Origin of the sequence: Candidatus Kurthia intestinigallinarum, assembly GCF_003991225.1 — a bacterium.
GTDB classification, from domain to species: domain Bacteria; phylum Bacillota; class Bacilli; order Bacillales_A; family Planococcaceae; genus Kurthia; species Kurthia populi.
The window spans coordinates 790,242-812,718 of sequence record NZ_JTFC01000031.1; the positions used below are offsets into that span (position 1 = coordinate 790,242).

Genomic DNA, 22,477 nt, shown 5'->3' on the forward strand with positions numbered 1-22,477 from the left:
TTCAAGGATGTAGAGAAATTTCACTGCGCCTAAACGACTCTAAATAATTTAGTGTATAATAGAACCACTATTAGCTAGGAGAAATCAAATGATACTGAGCCTTATTATAAACTTTTCAATTTTATTTACGTTTATCGTATTAGCTTATTTTTTATATGAATTCTTTGGCGGCTTTAAAAAAGAATATCAGCCTTATTATCCTATTCTCGTTGGATGTGGCGCAGGAATCATCGCAATTTTAGTAATGAAAACTTCCTTACATTTATCCAGCGAAGTGATTGGTGATACACGCTCTGCCGTCTTGTTATTGGCGATTATTATCGGTGGTCCACAGGCAGGGTTTATTACGGCTGTAATTGCGGGGCTCTTCCGCATGATTTCCGCTGACTTTTCAATGAATACGATGATTTTTGGTCTTAATACGATAGTTGTCGGTAGCGTCATGTCACTAATTGCGATGAAAATTCCGATTACCTCTAAAAATGTACATGCCTATATTTGGCCATGCGTGCTAGAATTTTTATTTTTCATTATTATTGTGACACCCGTCACTTGGGATGATCCATCACTTTGGACATTAACATTCATGAGTGCCTTTGCCTTTTATGCAACCTATGGCGTGTTATACATTTTCAAAAAACAATTCGCTTATACACGCGCTGTTGAAAAACTGGCTGATACAGATTATTTAACAGGTGTCCCAAATAATCGTATTTTCCGCGAAGAAATAAATCGCCTGACAAACAACCGTCTGGCATTTGCACTTATTTTAATTGATATTGATCGTTTCCGCGCAGTTAATCATCATTATGGTCATTTATACGGGGATGAAATTTTAAAGCAACTCGCAAAAATTTTAGATGATTACGCACAAGAACATAATAGCCTTTTAACACGCGTAAGCGGCGAGGAATTTTATTTAATTTGTTATGATGCAGCGCCCGCTATTGCATTAAATTATGCATCTGAGCTACGTATGCTCTTACGCGAGCGTGCATTTATTTTATCTAATTTCGAAGAAGTACATGTAACTGCATCGTTTAGTATCGTCAACTACCCAGACAATGCAATCACAAGTGAATCACTCGTCAGATTAGCAGACGATATTCGCCAATCTCAAAGTAATTCAAAACAATTAAATTCCATTCTTCATGCCAATCAACTAAAAAAAGAACATTAAAAAAGCTTCCAATATCGCCATTGTCCGTTAGGCGCATTGAAAGCTTTTTCTGCTTGTTTTATGTTTAAGACAAGGCATCTGGCTTGGGTTTAGGGTTTCAAATACCTGCATAAACACAAAGTATACAAGACTGCTGTCCAAAGTCTAGTGTTAGACTTTATATTTTAGTGTACTTCCTTTTTAGGTTAGTTTCAACCTTGGGGGAAGAACTTCATATTTTGGTCACTTATGCGAGCTCATTACGTAATTGTTCATCGCTACGATTCCACATTGCCTCATCAAAGCCTCTTAAGAAATCAGCCAAAACGTGTTTTGACTTCTCGTCCATATTGTCGACCATAATTTTACGTTTCATTGATTTGTCCATGCGATTCACGTGGTCTGCTAAAATTTTATAGCCACGACGTTTTTCGCGATTGACGACCATTTCACAAGCTGTCACCCCCGCATAGTAGCCGCCTTCTGGTTTTTGTTCAATCGTTACCCAGACAAGCCAGTAGTTTTTACCACCCTCTGAGTCTTCACGATTGGTTGTAAATTTAATGCCTTTTTCAACAACGCTACGCGCATGCATCGCACCGATGTCAACAGCAGCAGTGCCCTCTTCTACATCAATAATAACAGGTGATACATTTTCTAATGATAACGAACCAATCCCGTATCCTTTATGCCCATCTGTAGGTGCATTTTTTATAATATTAAATTCCATTTTTTTCTTTTCAGCCATTCCAAAAATCCTCCGTTCTGATATGATTAACTAAGATTCACTATATCATTATAAACGAGGAGTGTCACAAATGCCTGTAGTAACGATTAAAATGATTGAAGGTCGTAATGATGACCAAAAACGTGCGCTTGTAACAGAAGTTACGGATGCAATTTCTCGCACAGTTAACGCACCAAAGGAAAACATCACCATCATCATTGAAGAAATGAAAAAAGAGCATTATGCAAACGGTGGCGTACGCGCGTCTGATAAATAGTTTGAATAATCTAACAAGCAGAAATCGCAGTAAAATGCGATTTCTGCTTTTTTATGATTATTTTTTTCATTACGTCATCGCCTATCGCCGTTCAAATGAAACCAAAAGGTGCCTATAGCACAAAAAAGTACGTACCGAAAAAAAGGATAGGACAAGAATTTGACGGCGACTCCTAGGGAAGCCCTAGCCCTTAGCATGAGTGGAAGACCCCGCAGTGAGCTTGCGAGCGAGGAGGCTTCCGCCATGCCCCGGGAAAGCGTCCGTCAAATTCAGTTGAAAAATATTGTCTTTTTCTTTGTCTCACTTTCGTGGGTCAGTTCCTTTAAACGATTCCTTTTTTGCTATGACTTTAATTGTCGTAATTGCGCCGTCAATCGGTGAAACTCCTCATCAAGCTCCTCATACTGCGCGTCCTTTGCTGTCAAAAAGCTTAGCTGACCGAGCACATCTTGTAGACGATTTTCGAGTTGCATACGCTCTTTATCATCTGCTGTCTCTACGTCCTGTGCTGGTGTAATTAATTGATGATTTTCAATAAAGAAACGTGTTGTCGTCGTTTTTTCAACAAAGTAGGCATCATGCGATACGACGATAATCGTACCATTATAGTCGCCCAACACCTGTTCAAGCTGCTCACGTGATTCCAAATCTAGATGATTCGTCGGCTCATCTAAAATAAGCACATTTTTCTTTGCTAAAATAAGGGCCATCAGCTTACATTTCACACGTTCCCCCATACTCATTCGTGCAATCGGCTCCTCCCACTGCGCACTCGTAAAACCGAGGTGAATCATCAGTGTCTGTACAAGCCCACGCTCTTCAAATGTGGGGCGCTCAAATAGTTCACTCGGTGTTTGATCGTCTGGCAAATCAAAAACCTGCTGTGTTAAATAGCCAATGTCTGCAGCCGGCGAACGCCAAATTTCACCGTCATAGCTTTCTTGATTCAACAGCATACGTAGTAGTGTCGTCTTGCCCGCACCATTTGCGCCAACGAGTGCAATACGCTCACCGTAGCCAATCGTCGCATTCACATCATTAAAAATGACCTGCTCACCAAATTTTTTCGATACATGCTTCAGCTCTAGCAAATGCTTTCCTGTTGGATCACTTTGCTGAAATTCAAATTGCACCGCGTACTTCTTTTTAGGTTGTTCGATCTGATGCTTATCAAGCTCTTTTTCGAGGCGCTTTTGCTTCGATTTCACTTGTGCATCCATACGCTTGGCCTTCACACGATAAAATTCCTTCGCAAATTCATGCTTCGTTGAATCGGCATGCGCTTGCTCACTCCATGAGGTGATTTTCGCCATTTGATGTTCAATACGCGCCACCTCTTGTTGCTGCTTGTCATATTCTTTTTGCTGACGTAGAAGCTTTGCCTCGTACTGCTCACGATACGCCGCATAATTGCCCTTATAACGCGTTACCTGTTGCTCCTTGATATGCCAAATTTCATTTACAACATCATTTAAAAAAGCACGATTATGTGATACGACAATGACTGTGCCGCGGTAGCGCTTTAGCTGCTTTGTGAGTAGTGCTAGGCTCGCTGCATCAAGATGATTGGTTGGTTCATCGAGTAATAAAAGCTGTGGCTTATTTGCAAAGGCTTCTGCTAAACGTAACTTCAGCTTTTCCCCACCACTTAGCTGCTCATAACTACGTGCTGGCACCTGCCAAACTTGCTGTACATTTTTCGCCACCTCTCGCTCAAACGTCTCCTGCTCCTGCTCTACTAAAAAGGTCGACGCTTTTTTGAACCATTCTATATGCCCCTCTGTCGGCTGTATTTTCCCTGCTAAAAGCTTTAATAATGTTGATTTCCCTGCACCGTTTACGCCAACGATGCCAATGCGCGCACCTGCCTTTATCGATACAGTATTATTCGTTAAAATTTCTTTATATGAAAGTTGATGTATACGACATAATTCTGTCATGGGGTTGTCCTCCTAAAGAGGGACTTTTCACTATATAAAAATCCCTCCAAAAAATTTTGGAAGGATTAGTCAGAGAGTGTTTCCTGAAATTCAGGCATACTCCGCCACTCTAGCGGTTGTATAAGAAAGCCATGCTGATGACGTTTCTCTGTATAAATTGAATTTGGGCAGACTAATCCTATTTTTTACGCAAAGTTTTGTTCACTTCGTTCGTTAAAAAATAAGACTACTTCATCGGCCACCCTCATTCCTTTCGTTTATAGGATAGTGTTATTATACACCGTTTTAATTATTTTTAAACTGATTTAGTTTCGTCATAAACGTAAAAGCATGCTCGAACTCTTCATCTGTAAAGTTTAATTTTGCTTTTACGGTACGTACTTTTACTATTTGCTGCTCGCGTGAAAGCTCGTCGAAATAAAGCAGAGACGATACTAATTCTAAGAAGCGCGCACTTTGTGTATTCAGCTCTTCAATGATTTGCGGCAACCCGCCCGCTTCCTTACAAAAGCTCTCTGTAAATGTCGTTCCTTTATCCGTTACCTCATAACGATACTGTTGATAAGAGCCTTTATCTTCCTTGCGTTCTGTTAAAAAGCCCATCGTGCATAATTCTTCCACACGCATCGTTAATTCTTCGGAATAAGGTCCATACATATGAAAATGATATTTTTCATGGAATGGATAATTCAATTTTTTCGCGATATAGACGATTTTTTGTAACTTCTTTCGACCTGTTACTTCACCGGCTAATGATACAACACGTACGACATTGGCATGTTCTTCTAACACAAGTCGCTCCCCTTTCAAACTATCGATTTAATACTTCTAATATTTGTTTACGTAGCATACGCTTTTTGCCATTTTCTAATAATACGTCTTCTGGAAAATAAATTTTATGATCAAAGCGTCGTTTCCCTGAAATCGACTCAACCACCTCTGAACTACGAGATAGCTCAGATAATTCACCATTCGAGCGCAGTAAATGAATCGGCAAGCGCCCCTCTTCTTCACCTGGACGGTAAAAATCATACGGTAGGTCTGATGTCGAATCATGCACTAAATAATAATTCGCATTCAGACCGGCCTTTTTATATAATTCCTCTAACTCTAAAACCTTTTTAAAATCTGCACCTGGGTCATACTCAATATATTTGAATAGACGACGATTTAAAAATCGACTACTTAAATCACTTAAAATCGCATCTTCTTCATGCGTCCAAAAATGGAAGTACGTCATAATGATAGTTTCATCTAGCTCAATATATTGTTGAAGCTCAATATTACCATCAAAAAATGATTTAAATGGCGTTGGTTCTACTTTAAATGTGTAGCCCTCATGATATAACTCCTGCGCACGCTCTAATGTCTTACGCAAAATCACCTCTGCGCTGCGTGATACCGGGTGGAAATAAACTTGCCAGTACATTTGATAGCGGCTCATAATATAGTCCTCTACGGCATGCATACCACTCGATTTAATAACGATTTGGTCCTCGCGCGGACGCATAACACGCAAAATGCGCTCCATATCAAAATGACCATAACTAACACCAGTAAAATATGCATCTCGCTGTAAATAATCCATGCGGTCTGCATCAATTTGACTTGAAATTAGACTGACCACCTGTTGATTCTCATATGTTTTTTCAATAACATCTGACACTTTCTGCGGAAAGTCCTCTGCGACACGACGAAGCACTTCATTGACTTCTGTATCCCCTAAAATAATGGCACGTGTATACGCCTCGTGGTCCAAATTAAAAACATGTTCAAACGCGTGTGAAAACGGCCCGTGACCGAGGTCATGTAAAAGTGCCGCACATAGCGCCACAAGACGCTCTGAATTATCCCACTCTGGATAATCGACAAATACATCATCGACAACACGACGCGTAATTTCATACACCCCTAATGAATGGCTGAAGCGGCTATGTTCCGCACCGTGGAATACTAAATAGGTTGTACCGAGTTGTTTAATTCGGCGTAGGCGCTGGAATTCACGCGTTGCGACTAAATCCCAAATCACCTGATCTCGCACATGCACATAGCGATGGACGGGATCTTTAAATACCTTTTCTTCTGCTAGCTTTTTCGTTGCATAACTCACACGCATTACCCCCTTATTCCATTGTACGACCATCTCTATTTTCGAAACAAGATGGCTTTTGTCCTTTGTCTTTTAGAGAAAAAAATAGAGCAGGTCGACTGCGCAACCTGCTAAAATACTTATTTTTCTTCTGCTTCTACTGGCGTCCATTTATCGACAAAACCTTCTGGAAGCTTTTTCTGTGATTTTAATTTTTTGATGATTTTCGGCATTAATTCTTCTTCTGTATGTGCCGCGCATGGACGGTTATTAACGATCGTAAATGTTTTACGAAGTCCCGGCCCACAATATGATTGGCATTTGATGTCAATCTCTGCATCCGGATCGATTTCCTTTAATTTTGGAATCAACGTTTTTAAATTAACGGCCTGACATTCATCGCAAACTCGAAATTCGTTTGCCATTCGTAAATGCAACCCTTTCTATACTTAAATATATACCCATTTTAGTGTACGGAAATCTACTGTGACATTCAAGTGTCTAAAAATTTACGATTCGATTAACAATTTTTTATTACGCTCAAAAACGCGCTTTAAATAATACATATATTGTTCCATCTCATCTTCCACGAAAGGCCCCATACGTAATTCATCTGAATGTGTATACAAAAATTGCTGCAAGCGTGCATTTACCTCTTGTACCGTCAATGACTGGCCAATGATTTCCGATAATGATGCCATCACTTCTGGACGTACTTTTGGATACTCAAACTTTGTTGGCTCCTGCTGAAGTGCACGTTCATAAAAATCACGAATCAATTCAGCTCGTTCGCCACCACTTCCCTCAACAGATAAATAAATCTGAACGGCAATCCCACCGCGAATACGACGCTGTGCAATGCCCGCAAATTTTTTACCATCCACGCTTAAATCATATGACCCCGGGCAATAAGAGCCGACGATTTCATATGCTTCAATACGCGCTGCAATTTCTGGAAATAGCGCTTTAATCAAATCCACCATCATGTCATAGCCTGTATTAATATCGATATGTCCTTCTTTTTCGCTAATGACAATCGAAATATTAAGCACACCCTCATCTAATACAACCGCTAACCCACCTGAGTTGCGCACGATTGGATGATAGCCGCGCTCTTCTAGTAAATCCATCCCTGCTTGTACATACGGCAGACGATGATCCTGGATACCCATTACGACTGATGCACTGTGCACCCATGTTCGTACTGTCGCAGGTGAAAGCCCTGCACCGATTAAATGGCAAAGCGTATCATCCGCCGCAAATGATTCTAATGGAGAACGACCGATACCACTAACCGATTGATCGATGTAGCGCCATGTTTTTTGCGTTAAAAAATCCTTCATAATTGTTATCTCCCGTACTCATAATCTAATTCTTACTCAGTGTACACGAATTCGTCATTTTTTGAAAATGTCGTTACCTGTTCAACGGACGAATTTCAGAAGTTGTGCTAAAATTGCATGGAAGAAGATTCTTACTTAATAAGGAGTGTTACACATGATCGAAGCAGCACAAACATTAGATGGCTGGTATGTATTACATGATTTCCGCGCAATGAACTGGACAATGTGGAAACAGATGGATGAGGACTTCCGTAAAGAAGCTACCGATGAATTTATCGCATTCCTTGCCGAATTAAATAAAGCAGATGAAGCAAAAACAGGTTCTCATGCCTTTTATTCAATCGTTGGTCAAAAAGCAGATTTCGTGCTTATGACATTACGCGAAACAATGGAAGAATTAAATGAAATCGAAACAAAATTTGCGAAACTTACAATTGCTGATTTCACAATCCCAACATATTCTTACGTATCCGTTGTTGAGCTTTCAAACTATCTTGCAAAGGCAAAAGCTGGCGACGAGCCTGCTCAAGATCCATATCAAAATGAACATGTACGCGCTCGCCTATATCCTGAGTTACCTCGCTGGGAACATATTTGCTTCTACCCAATGGATAAACGTCGTGAAAAAGGCGCCAACTGGTACATGCTAGAAATGGACGCACGCCAAGCAATGATGCGCTCTCACGGAATGATCGGACGCAGCTATGCAGGCAAAGTGAAACAAATCATCTCCGGTTCAATCGGCTTCGATGACCACGAATGGGGCGTTACCCTATTCGCAAATGACGTACTACAATTCAAGAAATTAATTTATGAAATGCGCTTTGATGAAGTATCTGCTCGCTATGCAGACTTCGGCGAATTCTTCGTTGGTAATATTTTAAATGAAGAAAAATTACGCAACTTATTAGCACTTTAATCGCACGAAAAAGAGGCTGGATATCCAGCCTCTTTTTTATACCGTATATTTCTTCGATAACTCATAGCATTTATCAATAATATGTTTTTCTACTTTTTCATCATTTGGTAAACGAGACTCCGCATAATGCGCGAGCTCCATTGTAAAACCAATCATCGACGCGTGCTCAGCATGCTCTAGCACCGCTAAATCGGTTAAGTCTGAACCAATCGCAACATAGTTTTTTTCAGATACACCTAATTTTTGTAGTGCATGCCATTTATTGATGCGCTTTGGTGTAATGAGAAGCTGGGGATTTTCTTGCCCCTTACTTTGAACATTAAAACCCTGCTTTGATAATTCTAAGCGCATGTCTTCGATACCATCTGCAGCTAAAATTGTTATATGTGAAATAGGCCCAACTTTTTTAAGCGAGACATTTTGTCCAAGCTTTGCCGGATCAACTGTCGGTGCAATCGCATGATAGTCGCCACCTGTATAACAGTAATCCCACTCACCCTCCATTAAAAATGTCGCATCATATTTTTCAATTAATTGTTGTATTGTTTCGAAATCCATTTGATCAAATGTTGATAATTGCTCTAGTGCACCTTCTTTACAAATAACCGCGCCTTCTAAGCTAATCATTGCTTCATTATGAAAGCGTCGATCTAGCTTCAGCAACATATTGCGCACTGCTCCTGTTGATGTAAAAATCAATTGATGTCCATTATCCTTCAAAAAATCAAACATATATTGTAAGTTCAGTGATACGGGTTGGTTATCGTAAGAAATGGCTTGGTCTAAGTTAAAGACAAATTGCATACGTTCCACTTCTTTCTGTATTAATATGGGCTTAGTGTATTAATACCCTCCATATAGTGAAAACAAGCCTCTTTTATACGATTCGCGAAAATAGCATTAGTTATGACGAGAATCATTATGTCATTTTAATATTTTTTATAGAAAAATCGTTTATTCCAATGAATATGTATTACCTATATCATCATTTTTCCACATAATCATGCTAAAAAAGGAACATAACTTTTAACGTCAATTAAAAAAGGAATCACCAATAATGTGATTCCTGCTTATCTACCCTTATTCTTTAATATGCTTGGCTGACATCACAATGGCAATCCAACCAACTAAAAAGGCTACGCCACCAATCGGTGTAATCGCACCTAATACCGTAATTTTTGTAAGCGCCATAACATACAGGCTACCAGAGAATAAAATCGTTCCGATAAGCATAGCTGTTCCGGCAACACGTAATGATTTTACATTGCCGATGATATTTTTACTCATTAATACACCAATGACCATAATCGCTACTGCATGGAACATTTGATAATGCACACCTGTTTCCCAGATATCCTCATAACCGTTTTTCACAAGCAAATCTTCTAGTGCATGTGCGCCGAACGCGCCTAGTGCAACGGCTAAAAAGCCAAATACTGCACCGATAATTATATTCTTTTTCATTGTTTTCTCCCTTATCTAAAAATCAAATAGCGAATCACCATTCGCATCTTCTTCATGGATTTTCTTCGTTGGTAAGCTAGGAGCCGCCTGTTGAATCACGGCAGGCTCTACTGGTACATACTGCATTTGTTGAACAGGCTGCTGTGGTACTACCGTTTGAGTAGGCGCAGCGGTATGATTATCTGCTAATGCTACATCACATAATGCACGAATTGCGGCTAACTCCTCACGAATTTTCGCATCACTACCAGTTGCTACACCTGCATGTTTTTGAATTTCTGTAATAATCGTTTCATAGGAAATCATACAACTATCCTTTCTGCTTCGGTGCGAATTTTAAACAATCCATACCAGATGAGTTTTTTACAACAACGGAAGGTACGGCTCTCGATTTAAAGCCATATGCACGACAAGCACGTGGTGATGCTTGGTCCCACGTCACCTGGAAATATTGGCATTTAAAACAATTGGGCTTCATCGGAAATCCTCCTTATGATTTTGTTAAATCAAAATCGATTGGTGCCGTACCAAAAGATGCTAGTTGCTCATTAATTTGTGAAAATGGTCGACTGCCAAAAAAGCCTCGATGCGCACTTAACGGACTTGGATGCGGCGCTTTAATAATCGCATGACGCGACGTATCAATAAGGCGCTCTTTTTGCTGTGCTGGGCGGCCCCATAGCACAAAAATAATCGGCTCCTCGCGCTCAGATAGCTTTTCAATGACACGATCTGTGAACTGCTCCCAGCCTTGATTTTTATGTGAATGTGCTTCATGCGCACGCACAGTCAGCACCGTGTTCAGTAGTAACACACCTTGCTTGGCCCATTTCGTTAATGTTCCTTGCTGTGGAATCGGCACACCAATATCTGCATGCATTTCTTTGAAAATGTTTTGCAGACTCGGTGGATGCTTGACGCCTTCCTTCACAGAAAAGCTCAAGCCATGCGCCTGACCTGGTCCATGATAGGGATCCTGTCCTAAAATTACGACTTTTACCTCTGGATAATCTGTGTAACGAAAAGCATTCCACATATCTTCCATCGGCGGATAGACGGTCTCGTTAAAATATTCCTGCTTTAAAAATTCACGTAGTTGTAAATAATACGGCTTGTCGAATTCTTCCCCTACAACTTGCTGCCATGTATTATCAAAAATTTGCTTCGTCATAACCTACTCCTCAAATTTGACCTCTACTTTATAGTTTACTAAACCAAACATATTTTTCAACGATTCCTCTGCATTGTCTTGGGCTTTTGTTAAAAGCCCCTCTGCCTCTACTTCTTTTAGCATTTCTTTCTGTGCCTGATTTGCTAAATCATAGCCCTCTTTAATCGTCGCCTCGTCGCGGAAAATCCCTTCGCTCGAGAATACTTTTACTTTATCTAATGCGAGTGATGGTGTGCCTAAAATTGCAGGCTTTGGTAGCGTAATCTCTAATGTTTTTTGTGATTCATCCACACGCACTTGTTTTTCTGTTAGCTCACTTAGATCAACGCCTGCTCGCACCGTTCCTGGCACGACAACGAGCACCTTTTGCTCCGTTCCTGGAATGGCGATGCTAATTTCTTGTCCAAAAATTTTATTATTCGTACGTTCAATTAATACTTTTGTATAGGCTTCTGCTGTGGTTAGCTCATTCAAATCATTCATGCGCTCAACTAATACAGCGGTTTCAATTTTTTCGTTACTTCCTGTTAGTGCTTTCCAAATGGCAAACGGCGCAATAATCGCCGCAATAAATAGAACAATGGCTGACGTCACTAAAACGCGGCCTTTTTTCATGTGTTTATTCCTCCTAAATACAATCTCTGAATTATTATAAGAGAGTTTTACGTTTTTTGCATACTCTGTAATCTGACCTTATAAAAAAAGCATTTTTTGACCATTTTCAAACAATCAGTTTCGGCGCATAATAGACAGTACTTACTATTTACTGAAAAATATGATAATGAAGGAGTTTTCCATTATGGCATTACCAAAAACCTTAACAATTGCAGGCTCAGACGCTTCAGGTGGCGCTGGTCTTGAGGCAGATTTAAAAGCATTCCAAGAGCATAACACATACGGCATGGCTGCAGTATCGGTTATCGCTACAATGGACCCTGATAATAACTGGGCACACGGTGTCTATACATTACCAATCGACGTCCTTGAAGCACAACTAAAAACAGCGTTTTCAACGACGATTGACGCTGTAAAAACAGGCATGTTATCAACTGAAGAAGTAATTATAACAGCCGGTAAAGCAATCGCAGAAGCTGGTGTCAAAAACGTCGTTATTGACCCTGTGATGGTTTGTAAGGGTGAGGATGAAGTGCTGAATCCTGGAAATGTGACAGCAATGGTACAATATTTATTACCACATGCGCTTGTCACAACACCAAACCTTTTTGAAGCCGGTCAACTTGCAGGTATTAAAACACCAAAGACCATTGCTGAAATGCAAATTGCCGCTGAAAAAATCACACAATTAGGTGCGAAAAATGTTGTTATTAAAGGTGGCCGTGGTATTGCACATGACCAAGCTTTCGACTTATTCTATGATGGTGAAAAGCATTACTTATTAGAAACGGCAAAAATCGATACAACGTATAATCACGGTGCTGGTTGCACATTCGCAGCCTCTGTCACTGCAAACTTAGCGCTTGGCCTATCTGTCAAAGAGGCTGTTTTTGAAGCGAAGGAATTTGTCGCAGCAGGTATTGAGCATGGCTGGAAATTAAATGAATTCGTCGGCCCCGTTCATCACGGTGCTAAATCACGCTTTGGTGCGCCAAAAGTGACGCTAACAGAATTAGAACCAATCACTTATTAAGCTATCCAAAAAGAAGGAATCGCCAACGCGTAAGGATCTAAAAATCTGAGGCAACATAAAAAGACACTTTCAAGGAGAAAAATCTTTGGAGGTGTTTTTTGATGGGCAAAAAATAGACGTATTCATATGAAATAAAAGTTAAAGGCACATCATATGAGTATCAGCAAGTGGTCAAAGAAAACGGCGTTATCATGAGTATGTCCTGCAAAGGCACGCTCGCTGATAACGCCGCTTTATTTTAAAGTGCTTTTGACAACAAATGACGTTGTCCATCAAGAATAGCTCAGCTACGAAAATAATAAACGACTTTTGGTAATTCTAACGCAGTTGACTACCTAAAAAGATGATGAATCAAGAATTTGACGGCGACTCCTAAAGGGCTCAGATCCCGCGAGGAGGCTTCTGCCATGCCTCAGGAAAGCGTCCGTCAAATTCAACTGAAAAATATTGTCTTTTTATTTGTCTCATTTCCGTGGGTCAGTTCTTGGCGCGATTCCTTCTTTTTTATTCATAACGTCGCCGTTTCCTTTTACGTAATTGGAGACGTATCTTGCTAAAGCCTGATGTTGCAATAACCGCAATCGATAAGCCAATACCAAAAATGGCTGTGATAAAGGAAATCCATTCAAAAAACGTATAGCTTTTTAAATACGACAATTTGTACGGCTCTTTCCATTCGTCGATAATCAGGTTCATGCCATAAATACCTGAGAGGACCGTAAAAATCGTTAGCATAAATAATAGACTATTTTGTCGACGTGTCGATGTACTCTCTTGATTACGATATAAACTCTCAAGTGTTTCCTTCGCCTCGGTATATTGTTGCTCGATTTTAAACACTTCTTGCAGTTTATTCGCTAGCTCAATACCTGTCGAACGACTGCTCACTTCCTGGAAATAATACGACGCCGAAAACTGATCAATTTGCTCCATCAGCTGCTCTGTATAATCCTGGTCATGCAATACGCTTACTTCACTATATAAATACGATAATTTTAATAATGTGAGCTTGTAAAAATAATGCAAAATCAACTGATAATATTCCGTGCCCATAAAGCGAGACTGAGCGATTGCCTGCATTTTTTTAGGAATATGAGGCAGCACAATCGACATATACACATGCTCGGTTATAAGCTTTTCTATTTTAGGTGAAAACCGCTTATTCATTCGTTTATCTAAATAATTTTCCATATACTCATCATTCTCAGCCGAAATATAAGGGTTGCCATGTTCATCAAGCCCATCAAGTTGACTCAAACGATAGAGTTCCGCTGTCGACAAGGATTCCTCTGGCTCAATATAACCAGCTAAAAGCATTCGTTCGTCTTCAAAAAAAGGTAGGCTACCAAAATAGCCGCCACGTACTGCATCATGGTTAATAAAGTCATGCATAAACACACATAAATCATTTAGCATATACTCACTAACACTTTTAAAAATTTGGTCATGACGACGAATCTGAATGCCTGTCTCATCTGGCATCTTTGGCTCTAAAATACGAATATGATGCATGAAATCCACTACTTCATCAAAAGTGTAGTCTCCTTTTAGCTCAATACGAAAAGAGATAAAACCTACTTGAAATGGGCATGCGATAATATCGACACTCAGGACGTTAAATTGATACGCTTTTTGATGAATGTGCAATGTAGCAAATTGTTCTACTTTTTTTGAGTAGCGCAGAAAAGCCTGTGATTTTTCTTTTTTCGGAAAAATACGTCGTTCAATATACGGCAAAAAATACTGGTCCATTTCTTCGTGAAGCACACAAATGTCCCCATAAAACGCCTTTTGAAGCTGTAAATTATCTAACGTAAAAAACGTGTATCCCTGCTCTTTTAGCGTATCGTACAATTTATATTTAGATCTCTCATGATATGAAAATGGCATCATACAAGTAACATAAGTTGTTGAAATCCCCATAACCTCACCTCCCATTTACTGTTTTTAACACTTTTCCCGAGCTTACAAATCGCCAAACTGCGACAACTTCACTATAATTAGAAATAGATTTGAAACGTCGGAAGGAGATTTACAATGGAAACAGTTGAGATTACAAAGCTACAAGAGCTAATTAACTCTTTCGCAAACGAAGATGTATATATTCACTTAGAAACAACAAACGGTGCTTACGCAAGCCACTTTGATGAAAAAGTATTTAATGCGGGTTGCTTCATCCGTAATGTTGTCGTGCAATACGAATTAGGAAAGGTAACACCTGAGGCACCTCACCGCGTTGGCTTAAAGCTAGCAAATGGTGGTTGGATTTATGCTCAAGGGATTACACATTTTGAGTTAGATGACCAAGGCCGCCTATTGATGGCTGGCCATGATTATGAGGGCAAATTAGCAGTGGCGCTTGAAATTAGTAAAACGCCTTTCGCTTATTAAGGGAGGATTTTTTCATGTTAGAACAACAAGAAAGCCAAATTTTAGTCGTATTCCCACACCCAGATGACGAAGCATTCGGTGTCTCTGGTACGCTTGCGCAATATGCTAATGCGGGTGTGCCGATTACATACGCTTGCTTAACATTAGGTGAAATGGGTCGTAATTTAGGAAACCCACCGTTTGCAACACGCGAAAGTTTACCAGAAATTCGCAAAAAAGAATTACAAGCCTCTTGTGATTCAATCGGAATTCAAGACCTTCGTATGATGGGCTTACGTGATAAAACTGTTGAGTTTGAAGATGATGAAAAAATGGTTCAAATGATGACAAAATTAATCGATGAATTACAACCATCATTAGTCATTACATTCTATCCAAACTATGCCGTACACCCTGACCACGAAGCAACATGTAAAGCGGTTGTACGTGCCATTCGTCGTATGCCTGTTAATGAACGACCTCGCCTCTATGGTGTCGCGTTCGCTAATGATACAGTAGAAGGCCTTGGCGAACCAGACATCGTTAATGATATTCGCGATGTCTATGAACATAAATTAGGTTCAATGAAAGCACATGCCTCTCAAACTGGCTGGATGCTACAAGAGGAAGAAAAACGCCGAGAAGAAGGCGATACAGCGGAAAGTAATTGGTTTACTGACGAGTCGATGTATTCGTATAAATGGGACCAAGATTTCGAAGAATCGTTTTAATATCGGTTTATAAAAAAAGAAGGAATCGCCAACGCGAACTGACCTAAAAATCTGAGACAATATAAAAAGAAACAGACACTTTCAAAGAGAAAAATCTTTGGAGGTGTTTTTTGATGGGCAAAAAACAGACGTATTCATATGAAATAAAAGTTAAAGGCACATCATATATGAATACCAGCAAGCGGTTAAAGAAAAAGGCGTTATCATGAGCATGTCTCGTAAAGGCACGCCCGCTGATAACGCCATCATTGAAACGTTCCACGCCAGTTTAAAATGCGAAACGTTTTATCTTGAAGGCTTTTGAGAACAACAAATGACGTTGTCGTTCAAACTGTTCAAGCTTACATCAACTACGATAATCATACGCGAATTTTAGCAAAGTTAAACCACCTTTCTCCAGTTCAGTACCGGAAAAAGGTGGCAAAACAAGAATTTGACGGCGACTCCTAGGGGAATAGCATGAGTGGAAGACCCCGCAGTGAGCTTGCGAGCGAGGCGGCTTCCGCCATGCCCCAGGAAAGCGTCCGTCAAATTCAGCTGAAAGAATGTGTCTTTTTCTTTGTCTCACTTTCGTGGATCAGTTCCAACGTGATTCCCTCTTTTTTTATTCTACCATTCTCGTACGACACGATTTAAACGGAACCACTGGCGCATAATTTTTGAATGCGTCAGTAATTTCTTACGCCAATTATTTTCCTGTGCGGAAATAATCGCTTGTAAAAAATGTGTCATCTGGCCTTCACCTAATTCTGTCGGTGAAATTAATACCTGCATTTGATAATCAATATAGCCTTGCTTGGCAGCGAAAGCGATTAATTGTTGCATTTCCTTCGTCAATGCAACACGGTCATCTTTTTCATAAAATTTTAACACACGCTCAAAAGTTTGCTGTGCTTTTTGTTGTACATCCATTGCTAAACCTCTCCAACACGACGAAGCATTCCTTTTTGCAAACAAAAATCAATCATAAATTGCTTCGTACCATAATGCTCAAAAACTAGTTCAATCTCATTGCCATTAATTCGTTTAATATAGCCTTTACTATATAAATGATGTTCAATTTCCATGCCGCGATGCAAGTCACTACGTTCTGTAATTGCATCCTCTGGAATATCGCGTGCCACTTTTTTTTGCTGGTAGGATTTATTGGTCACTACTGCCTTACGCTCAATTGCTGGCTCCTTAAAATCAAAGTCTTTTACCTTCTCACCTTGTAAGATAGCCTTTACATCATCTAAGAAGACAGAGGGGGCCGTTTTTTCTTCATTATTTTGCTCATAGGTTAATAGCTCTAATCTCGTTTTGGCACGCGTCATACCGACATAAAACAAGCGCACAGCCTCTTCCATCTTCGCTTCTTTACCGTCTTTGTATTCCTTAATATCATCTGGCGCTGGAATAATGCCATCCACAAGGTCTATCATATATACCCGGTCAAACTCTAACCCCTTGGCACTATGGAACGTCGACAATGTCACCACCCCAGGGCGCTTCTCGCTTGATTGACGCATAATTTCCTCAAGACGTGTCAGACGCTTCGCGAATGCCGTTAAATCCGGTAATCCCTCCGCAATATACTCGAGCTGCGTGACGATACCAAGTAAACGATCCTCATTTAATTTCAAATGCTCTGCCGTACGCTGCAAGCTCTTCTCATAGCCTAAGTCATGACGAATCATTTGAATGGCGTCCTTTGGTGGCAAATCTTTTAATGTACGAATTTTCTTTTTCGCCTTGCGAAGTGCCTGCTCCTGATAAGGCGCATGCACATTTGTCGCAAGCTGATCGAAAACAGACGTCGTACGGTCATTTTTATTTAGCAACTGTGTGATTTGCGCTTTTTTAATATAGGCATTCATTTTCGGGTAAATGCGCTCTAAAATATCCGCTCGCTTATCATTAAATGTCAGACGCATAAAATTTAAAATATCTTCAATAATGAAATGACGGAAAAACTTCACATCGACTTCCTTCATATAAAATGGAATTTGATGCTTTTCAAGCGCATCCACAAGTCGGATAGCAGATGTATTATTACGATACAATACCGCAATTTCCCCCGCATCTTGTGTACGTTCAATTTCCTCTACTACATAATTGAGCTGTAACGTATAACGGCGCATATTATGAATGATTGGTGGCCGCCCATGCCCATTTTCAGTAAACATTTTCTTATCATAGCGCTTTTTATTGCGCTTAATAAAATGGTCTGCCACATCGGTAATTTCCTTTGTCGAGCGATAATTTTGTGCCATCGTCAGTACGACTGCATCTGGATAGACTTTTGGAAACTCGAGTAACTTTTCTACATCTGAGCCTCGCCAAGAAAAAATCGATTGGTCATCATCTGCTACAATACACAAATTATTATGTGGTGCCGCTAAAATACGGACAATTTCATGCTGAATAACAGAATTATCCTGGCCCTCATCGGTTAAAACATATTCAAACTGCTGCTGATAATGTGTGCGAATTGCTTCGTCATCGCGTAAAATCTCATAGCAATATGTTAGCATATCATCAAAATCTAAGAGCACATTGACCCCATCACGGCGCTTGAATTCCTCATAGCGAGTTAAAATTTCTGCCGCATCCGTTAGACTACAAGGAGCTTCCTTTAAACGCTCACCTTCTAGCATACGGTTTTTCACATAGCTAATATACGTCAACAGCTCATCCATCTCATCTTCTGTTGGCTGCGTTTTTCGCTTTTCTGTAAAGAGATTACGTAAAATGATTTTTTTATTCCACTGCATATCCTTCGTACCTTCAATTAAACGGAACTGACGACCGGTTTTATAAAAATATTGCCGCACAATTTGATAAGCCAAGCTATGAATCGTTGAGAAATGAATACGTTCATGCGTCAATGTGCCAAAAAAGCGTTCAAAGCGCTCACTCATATCACGTGCCGCCGCTTTACTAAACGTCATTGCTAAAATGCGCTGTGGTGCGATTTTTTTCTCAAGTAATAAATAGCCAATTTTCATATTTAATGTCGTCGTTTTCCCAGAACCAGGTGATGCGAGTAACAACAATGGCCCGTCCGCACATTGTACGGCCTTACGTTGTACATCATTTAGATCCACACCCGTCACACGCTCCATCGTCTTAAAAAAATCCATGTATTACTTCCTCCGTTCAAAAATCATCTATCCTCTATTATACACATTTCTGCTTTTGACAAGGCAGTAGGTGCTTTCAAAAAACGTGGCCACCTCACTACAACGCTTTTCTTCTGCATAATGAACGAAATATTTTGAATTGACTAAAAATTGCGTACTTTATTAGGAATAGTATGTTAAAATGAACAAATATAATTTTACCTAGGAGGCAATACTATGGAAGCAACTGAAAAACGCGTTCAAGTTGAGAATGTGTTAATCGCACATCAATTATTAAAAGATGTCGTCAAACACACCCCGCTTGAGAAGGATGATTTCTTATCAAAAAAATACGATTGTACCGTCTATTTAAAACGTGAGGACTTACAACATGTACGTTCATTTAAATTACGTGGTGCATTCTATAAAATTAAAACAATTGAGGAGACTGCCCGTGAAAGTGGCGTCGTATGTGCATCAGCAGGAAATCATGCACAAGGCGTTGCTTTCGCGTGTGCCCATCTAGGCATTCACGCGCATATCTTTATGCCAACGACTACGCCGAATCAAAAAATCGAGCAAGTACGCATGTTTGGACGCGACTATGTTGAAATTATTTTAGCAGGTGATACATTTGATGCCTCTTCTAAAGCGGCACAGGAATTTTGCGAAGCCGAAAATCATATCTTCATTCACCCGTTTGATGACTTAGATGTTATTGCGGGTCAGGGCACCGTTGCCGTAGAAATTATGAATGATATTGAGGAGCCAATCGACTACATTTTCGGTAGTATTGGCGGTGGCGGACTGATTTCTGGTGTCTCAACATATATTAAAAATTTGTCTCCTAAATCTCAAATTATTGGCGTCGAACCTGCAGGAGCTGCCAGCATGAAAGCAGCACTTGCTGAGCATTATCCAGTCGAGCTACCAAAAATTGATAAGTTCGTCGATGGCGCTGCTGTACAATGTGCCGGTGAACTTACATCAAAAATTTGTGAGCAATTGGTCGATGACATCGTTGTCGTGCCAGAAGGTAAAGTGTGTACGTCTATTTTAGAGCTTTATAATAAGCAAGCCATCGTCGCTGAACCAGCGGGCGCATTATCCGTGTCTGCACTTGATTACTACAAGGATCAAATCAAAGGCAAAGCCGTTGTTTGTATTATTAGCGGCGGTAACAATGATATTGGTCGTATGCAGGAAATCAAAGAGAAGTCATTGATTCATGAAGGGCTACTTTATTACTTCATCGTCAGCTTCCCACAACGTGCCGGCGCACTTCGCCAGTTCCTAACAGAGGTGCTTGGTCCAAATGATGATATTACAACATTTGAATATACGAAGAAAAACAATAAAGAAAGCGGCCCTGCATTAGTCGGCATCGAGTTAAAACATCCTGGCGACTACAATGCGCTGCTCGCACGCTTTAAATCAAATGGCTTTGACTATATGGAAGTTAATAATGATAGCACTTTATTTACATTACTCGTTTAATCCATCCTATGAATGAAAATAGAGGCTTTGACATACGTGTAAAAACAGCCGCTCCTAGGAGTATAAGAAAAACCGGAATCGTGCCATAGCGCGGTTCCGGTTTTTCATTGCGCACGCGAAAAAAAGGAAAATGACGTGTTTTGTCCCAGTCTCTTTTGTTATACAAAAAAACACTTTCAAAGATTTGTACATCTTTGAAAGTGTCTGCATTTTTCACGTCGATAATAAGGCGCGGTCCGATACCATTTTTTCACCACGAATACGCTGGAACTCATTCATTAAATCTTCAATTGTTAAGTTCTTTTTATCCTCAGGTGATACTTCTAAAATGATTTGACCCTTATCCATCATAATTAGGCGATTGCCTAAATCAATCGCTTGCTGCATATCATGCGTAATCATTAGCGTCGTTAATTGATCCTTTTCAACAAGCTCTTTTGTTAGGCCAGTAATCAATGCGGCGCGTGACGGATCAAGCGCGGCTGTATGCTCATCTAGCAGTAAAATATCTGGCTTTGTAAAGGTCGCCATTAAAAGCGATAATGCCTGACGTTCACCGCCTGATAGCATCCCAACCTTAGCATTTAGACGATTTTCTAAGTTTAAGTGAAGTGACTCAAGTGCCGTTAAGAAAATTTCCTTACGTGCCTTGGATACACCACTACGCAGGCCACGTGGTTTATTACGCGAATAGGCTAGAGCCAAATTTTCTTGAATCGTCATCGTCGGTGCAGTACCCGCCATTGGATCCTGGAATACGCGACCAATGTATTTTGAGCGCTTATATTCAGGGAGCGCTGTGACGTCCTTATGATTAATTGTAATCGAGCCCACATCTGGTGTGAGTGCGCCTGAAATCATATTCATCATCGTTGACTTACCCGCACCGTTACTCCCAATAATCGTCACAAAATCGCCCGCTTCAAGCGTTAAATTAATATGATTAAGTGCGATTTTTTCATCGGGAGTGCCCTCGTTAAAAATTTTATGAATATGTTGTAAATTAAGCAAGTGGCTTCTCCCCTTCCGGCATCGTAGCGACTTGTCTCATCAGCTCAGCTCGACGTTTTGCACGACGTTTTTTCTCTTTATATTTACCCATTGCATATGGAATAACAAGTGCGATAATAACGACGATTGCTGTAATTAACTTTAAATCACCTGTATCTAGGAATTCCACTTGTAACGCAAGTGAAATGACGACGCGGTAAATAATCGCCCCGAAAATAACTGCAAGTGTTGCACGGACAATCGTTTTCTTACCGAAGATAGCTTCTCCGATAATCACCGATGCAAGGCCGATAACAATCATCCCAATCCCCATACCAGCATCCGCAAATTTATTTAGCTGTGCGATTAATGCACCTGATAATGCCACTAATGCATTCGATAATCCTAATGCAAAAATTTTCACACTATCTGTATTCGCTGAAAAGCTACGAATCATTTTCACATTGTCGCCTGTAGCGCGTAATGCTAAGCCGAACTCTGTTTTTAAGAACCAGTCTAAAATAAATTTAAGAATAAAGACGACGATAAACATCACAATCACGATACCCCATGTACGAGGTAAGCTCGTTAAGCCTGTTGCGGCTAAAAGATTGTTAAGTGTGTCATCAATGCCTAATTTTGACCAAAAATTATGTAGCATCGTGAATACGGTATCTGAATTCGATAATGGAATATTTGGTCGTCCTACAGCATTTTCTGTCGTTAAGCCCATAATTCGAAGATTAATCGAATACAGTGCAATCATCATTAAAATCCCGGCTAAAAGCTCATTAATATGTGCTTTCGTGTGTAAAATCCCTGTGATGCTACCAGCGACAAAGCCCGCTAGTAGTGCACATAATGTTGCAAGTAATGGATTATAACCAAATGTAATCATCGTCGCGGCTGTTGCAGCGCCCGTTACAAAGCTACCGTCTACTGTTAAGTCTGGAAAATCTAAAACCCGGAATGTAAGGTACACGCCAAGTGCCATAATTGCGTAGATAATCCCCTGTTCAACAGATCCAAAGAGTGCTGTAAACATACT

Annotated in this window: 23 protein-coding genes and 2 pseudogenes; 8 read left to right on the forward strand and 17 right to left on the reverse strand. The window is 40.2% G+C overall.

Features of this window, described 5'->3' with window-relative positions; genetic code table 11:
• The first annotated feature begins 88 nt into the window (after window positions 1-88).
• Window positions 89-1,180 (forward strand): GGDEF domain-containing protein, encoded by a 1,092-nt coding sequence (locus QI30_RS12360; RefSeq protein ID WP_126990959.1) that lies wholly within the window; start codon window positions 89-91, stop codon window positions 1,178-1,180.
• A 226-nt stretch (window positions 1,181-1,406) separates the two neighbouring features.
• On the opposite strand, the gene QI30_RS12365 is transcribed toward QI30_RS12360, so the two are convergent.
• Window positions 1,407-1,907, reverse strand: coding sequence for a YwhD family protein (locus QI30_RS12365; RefSeq protein ID WP_020189054.1), 501 nt, complete (start codon window positions 1,905-1,907; stop codon window positions 1,407-1,409).
• A gap of 70 nt (window positions 1,908-1,977) precedes the next feature.
• Here QI30_RS12365 and QI30_RS12370 point away from each other — a divergent pair, with 70 nt between their 5' ends.
• A complete protein-coding gene (locus tag QI30_RS12370) occupies window positions 1,978-2,163 on the forward strand; it encodes a 2-hydroxymuconate tautomerase (RefSeq protein WP_126990960.1) in 186 nt (61 codons plus the stop codon).
• A gap of 341 nt (window positions 2,164-2,504) precedes the next feature.
• On the opposite strand, the gene abc-f is transcribed toward QI30_RS12370, so the two are convergent.
• From abc-f to QI30_RS12395, 5 genes and pseudogenes are all read right to left on the reverse strand, one after another.
• Entirely contained in the window at window positions 2,505-4,103 is a 1,599-nt protein-coding gene (gene abc-f, locus QI30_RS12375; RefSeq protein WP_126990961.1) for a ribosomal protection-like ABC-F family protein, read from the reverse strand.
• 285 nt (window positions 4,104-4,388) lie between these two features.
• Window positions 4,389-4,895, reverse strand: coding sequence for a YwgA family protein (locus QI30_RS12380; protein WP_126990962.1), 507 nt, complete (start codon window positions 4,893-4,895; stop codon window positions 4,389-4,391).
• Window positions 4,896-4,914: 19 nt separating this feature from the next.
• Window positions 4,915-6,213 (reverse strand): HD domain-containing protein, encoded by a 1,299-nt coding sequence (locus QI30_RS12385; protein WP_126990963.1) that lies wholly within the window; start codon window positions 6,211-6,213, stop codon window positions 4,915-4,917.
• A 185-nt stretch (window positions 6,214-6,398) separates the two neighbouring features.
• Window positions 6,399-6,617, reverse strand: a pseudogene (locus tag QI30_RS12390) (DUF1450 domain-containing protein); the annotation flags it as partial.
• 84 nt (window positions 6,618-6,701) lie between these two features.
• Window positions 6,702-7,535 carry a lipoate--protein ligase family protein gene (locus tag QI30_RS12395; RefSeq protein ID WP_126990964.1) on the reverse strand — a complete coding sequence of 278 codons (834 nt, stop codon included), beginning with the start codon at window positions 7,533-7,535 and terminating at the stop codon, window positions 6,702-6,704.
• Window positions 7,536-7,689: 154 nt separating this feature from the next.
• Here QI30_RS12395 and hemQ point away from each other — a divergent pair, with 154 nt between their 5' ends.
• Entirely contained in the window at window positions 7,690-8,454 is a 765-nt protein-coding gene (hemQ, locus tag QI30_RS12400) for a hydrogen peroxide-dependent heme synthase (RefSeq protein ID WP_020189047.1), read from the forward strand.
• A gap of 36 nt (window positions 8,455-8,490) precedes the next feature.
• Here hemQ and QI30_RS12405 read toward each other — a convergent pair whose 3' ends face one another.
• The 6 genes from QI30_RS12405 to QI30_RS12430 all read right to left on the reverse strand — a co-directional run bounded on the left by QI30_RS12405 (window position 8,491) and on the right by QI30_RS12430 (window position 11,704).
• Complete coding sequence (locus QI30_RS12405) at window positions 8,491-9,258, reverse strand: HAD hydrolase family protein (RefSeq protein ID WP_126990965.1); 768 nt, start codon at window positions 9,256-9,258, stop codon at window positions 8,491-8,493.
• A 276-nt stretch (window positions 9,259-9,534) separates the two neighbouring features.
• The gene (locus tag QI30_RS12410) at window positions 9,535-9,918 is read right to left on the reverse strand and encodes a DUF423 domain-containing protein (protein ID WP_126990966.1); all 384 of its coding nucleotides are present in this window, start codon (window positions 9,916-9,918) and stop codon (window positions 9,535-9,537) included.
• A gap of 15 nt (window positions 9,919-9,933) precedes the next feature.
• A complete protein-coding gene (locus tag QI30_RS12415) occupies window positions 9,934-10,224 on the reverse strand; it encodes a YwdI family protein (RefSeq protein WP_020189044.1) in 291 nt (96 codons plus the stop codon).
• 4 nt (window positions 10,225-10,228) lie between these two features.
• On the reverse strand, window positions 10,229-10,396 hold the full coding sequence (locus tag QI30_RS12420; protein WP_020189043.1) for a hypothetical protein: 168 nt from the start codon (window positions 10,394-10,396) through the stop codon (window positions 10,229-10,231).
• Between the two features lie 12 nt (window positions 10,397-10,408).
• Window positions 10,409-11,089 (reverse strand): uracil-DNA glycosylase, encoded by a 681-nt coding sequence (locus QI30_RS12425; protein WP_126990967.1) that lies wholly within the window; start codon window positions 11,087-11,089, stop codon window positions 10,409-10,411.
• Window positions 11,090-11,092: 3 nt separating this feature from the next.
• Entirely contained in the window at window positions 11,093-11,704 is a 612-nt protein-coding gene (locus tag QI30_RS12430) for a DUF4230 domain-containing protein (protein ID WP_126990968.1), read from the reverse strand.
• Window positions 11,705-11,888: 184 nt separating this feature from the next.
• On the opposite strand from QI30_RS12430, the gene thiD reads away from it, so the two are divergent.
• Window positions 11,889-12,737, forward strand: a complete 849-nt coding sequence (gene thiD, locus QI30_RS12435; RefSeq protein WP_126990969.1) for a bifunctional hydroxymethylpyrimidine kinase/phosphomethylpyrimidine kinase — start codon at window positions 11,889-11,891, stop codon at window positions 12,735-12,737.
• A gap of 504 nt (window positions 12,738-13,241) precedes the next feature.
• Here the strand turns inward: thiD and QI30_RS12440 are convergent.
• Complete coding sequence (locus QI30_RS12440) at window positions 13,242-14,660, reverse strand: hypothetical protein (protein WP_126990970.1); 1,419 nt, start codon at window positions 14,658-14,660, stop codon at window positions 13,242-13,244.
• Window positions 14,661-14,774: 114 nt separating this feature from the next.
• Here QI30_RS12440 and QI30_RS12445 point away from each other — a divergent pair, with 114 nt between their 5' ends.
• The 3 genes and pseudogenes from QI30_RS12445 to QI30_RS20980 all read left to right on the forward strand — a co-directional run.
• Window positions 14,775-15,128, forward strand: coding sequence for a YojF family protein (locus QI30_RS12445; RefSeq protein ID WP_126990971.1), 354 nt, complete (start codon window positions 14,775-14,777; stop codon window positions 15,126-15,128).
• A gap of 14 nt (window positions 15,129-15,142) precedes the next feature.
• Complete coding sequence (gene bshB2, locus QI30_RS12450) at window positions 15,143-15,838, forward strand: bacillithiol biosynthesis deacetylase BshB2 (protein ID WP_126990972.1); 696 nt, start codon at window positions 15,143-15,145, stop codon at window positions 15,836-15,838.
• 166 nt (window positions 15,839-16,004) lie between these two features.
• Window positions 16,005-16,288: pseudogene (locus QI30_RS20980) on the forward strand (IS3 family transposase); the annotation flags it as partial.
• Window positions 16,289-16,447: 159 nt separating this feature from the next.
• Here the strand turns inward: QI30_RS20980 and QI30_RS12460 are convergent.
• Window positions 16,448-16,750, reverse strand: a complete 303-nt coding sequence (locus QI30_RS12460) for a hypothetical protein (protein WP_020189036.1) — start codon at window positions 16,748-16,750, stop codon at window positions 16,448-16,450.
• Window positions 16,751-16,752: 2 nt separating this feature from the next.
• Window positions 16,753-18,963 carry an ATP-dependent helicase gene (locus QI30_RS12465; protein ID WP_126990974.1) on the reverse strand — a complete coding sequence of 737 codons (2,211 nt, stop codon included), beginning with the start codon at window positions 18,961-18,963 and terminating at the stop codon, window positions 16,753-16,755.
• 216 nt (window positions 18,964-19,179) lie between these two features.
• On the opposite strand from QI30_RS12465, the gene ilvA reads away from it, so the two are divergent.
• The gene (ilvA, locus tag QI30_RS12470; RefSeq protein ID WP_126990975.1) at window positions 19,180-20,439 is read left to right on the forward strand and encodes a threonine ammonia-lyase IlvA; all 1,260 of its coding nucleotides are present in this window, start codon (window positions 19,180-19,182) and stop codon (window positions 20,437-20,439) included.
• Window positions 20,440-20,652: 213 nt separating this feature from the next.
• On the opposite strand, the gene QI30_RS12475 is transcribed toward ilvA, so the two are convergent.
• Window positions 20,653-21,450, reverse strand: a complete 798-nt coding sequence (locus QI30_RS12475; RefSeq protein ID WP_020189033.1) for an ABC transporter ATP-binding protein — start codon at window positions 21,448-21,450, stop codon at window positions 20,653-20,655.
• Window positions 21,443-22,474 carry an ABC transporter permease gene (locus tag QI30_RS12480; RefSeq protein ID WP_020189032.1) on the reverse strand — a complete coding sequence of 344 codons (1,032 nt, stop codon included), beginning with the start codon at window positions 22,472-22,474 and terminating at the stop codon, window positions 21,443-21,445. The genes QI30_RS12475 and QI30_RS12480 overlap by 8 nt, the downstream gene beginning before the upstream one ends.
• Between the last annotated feature and the right edge of the window lie 3 nt (window positions 22,475-22,477).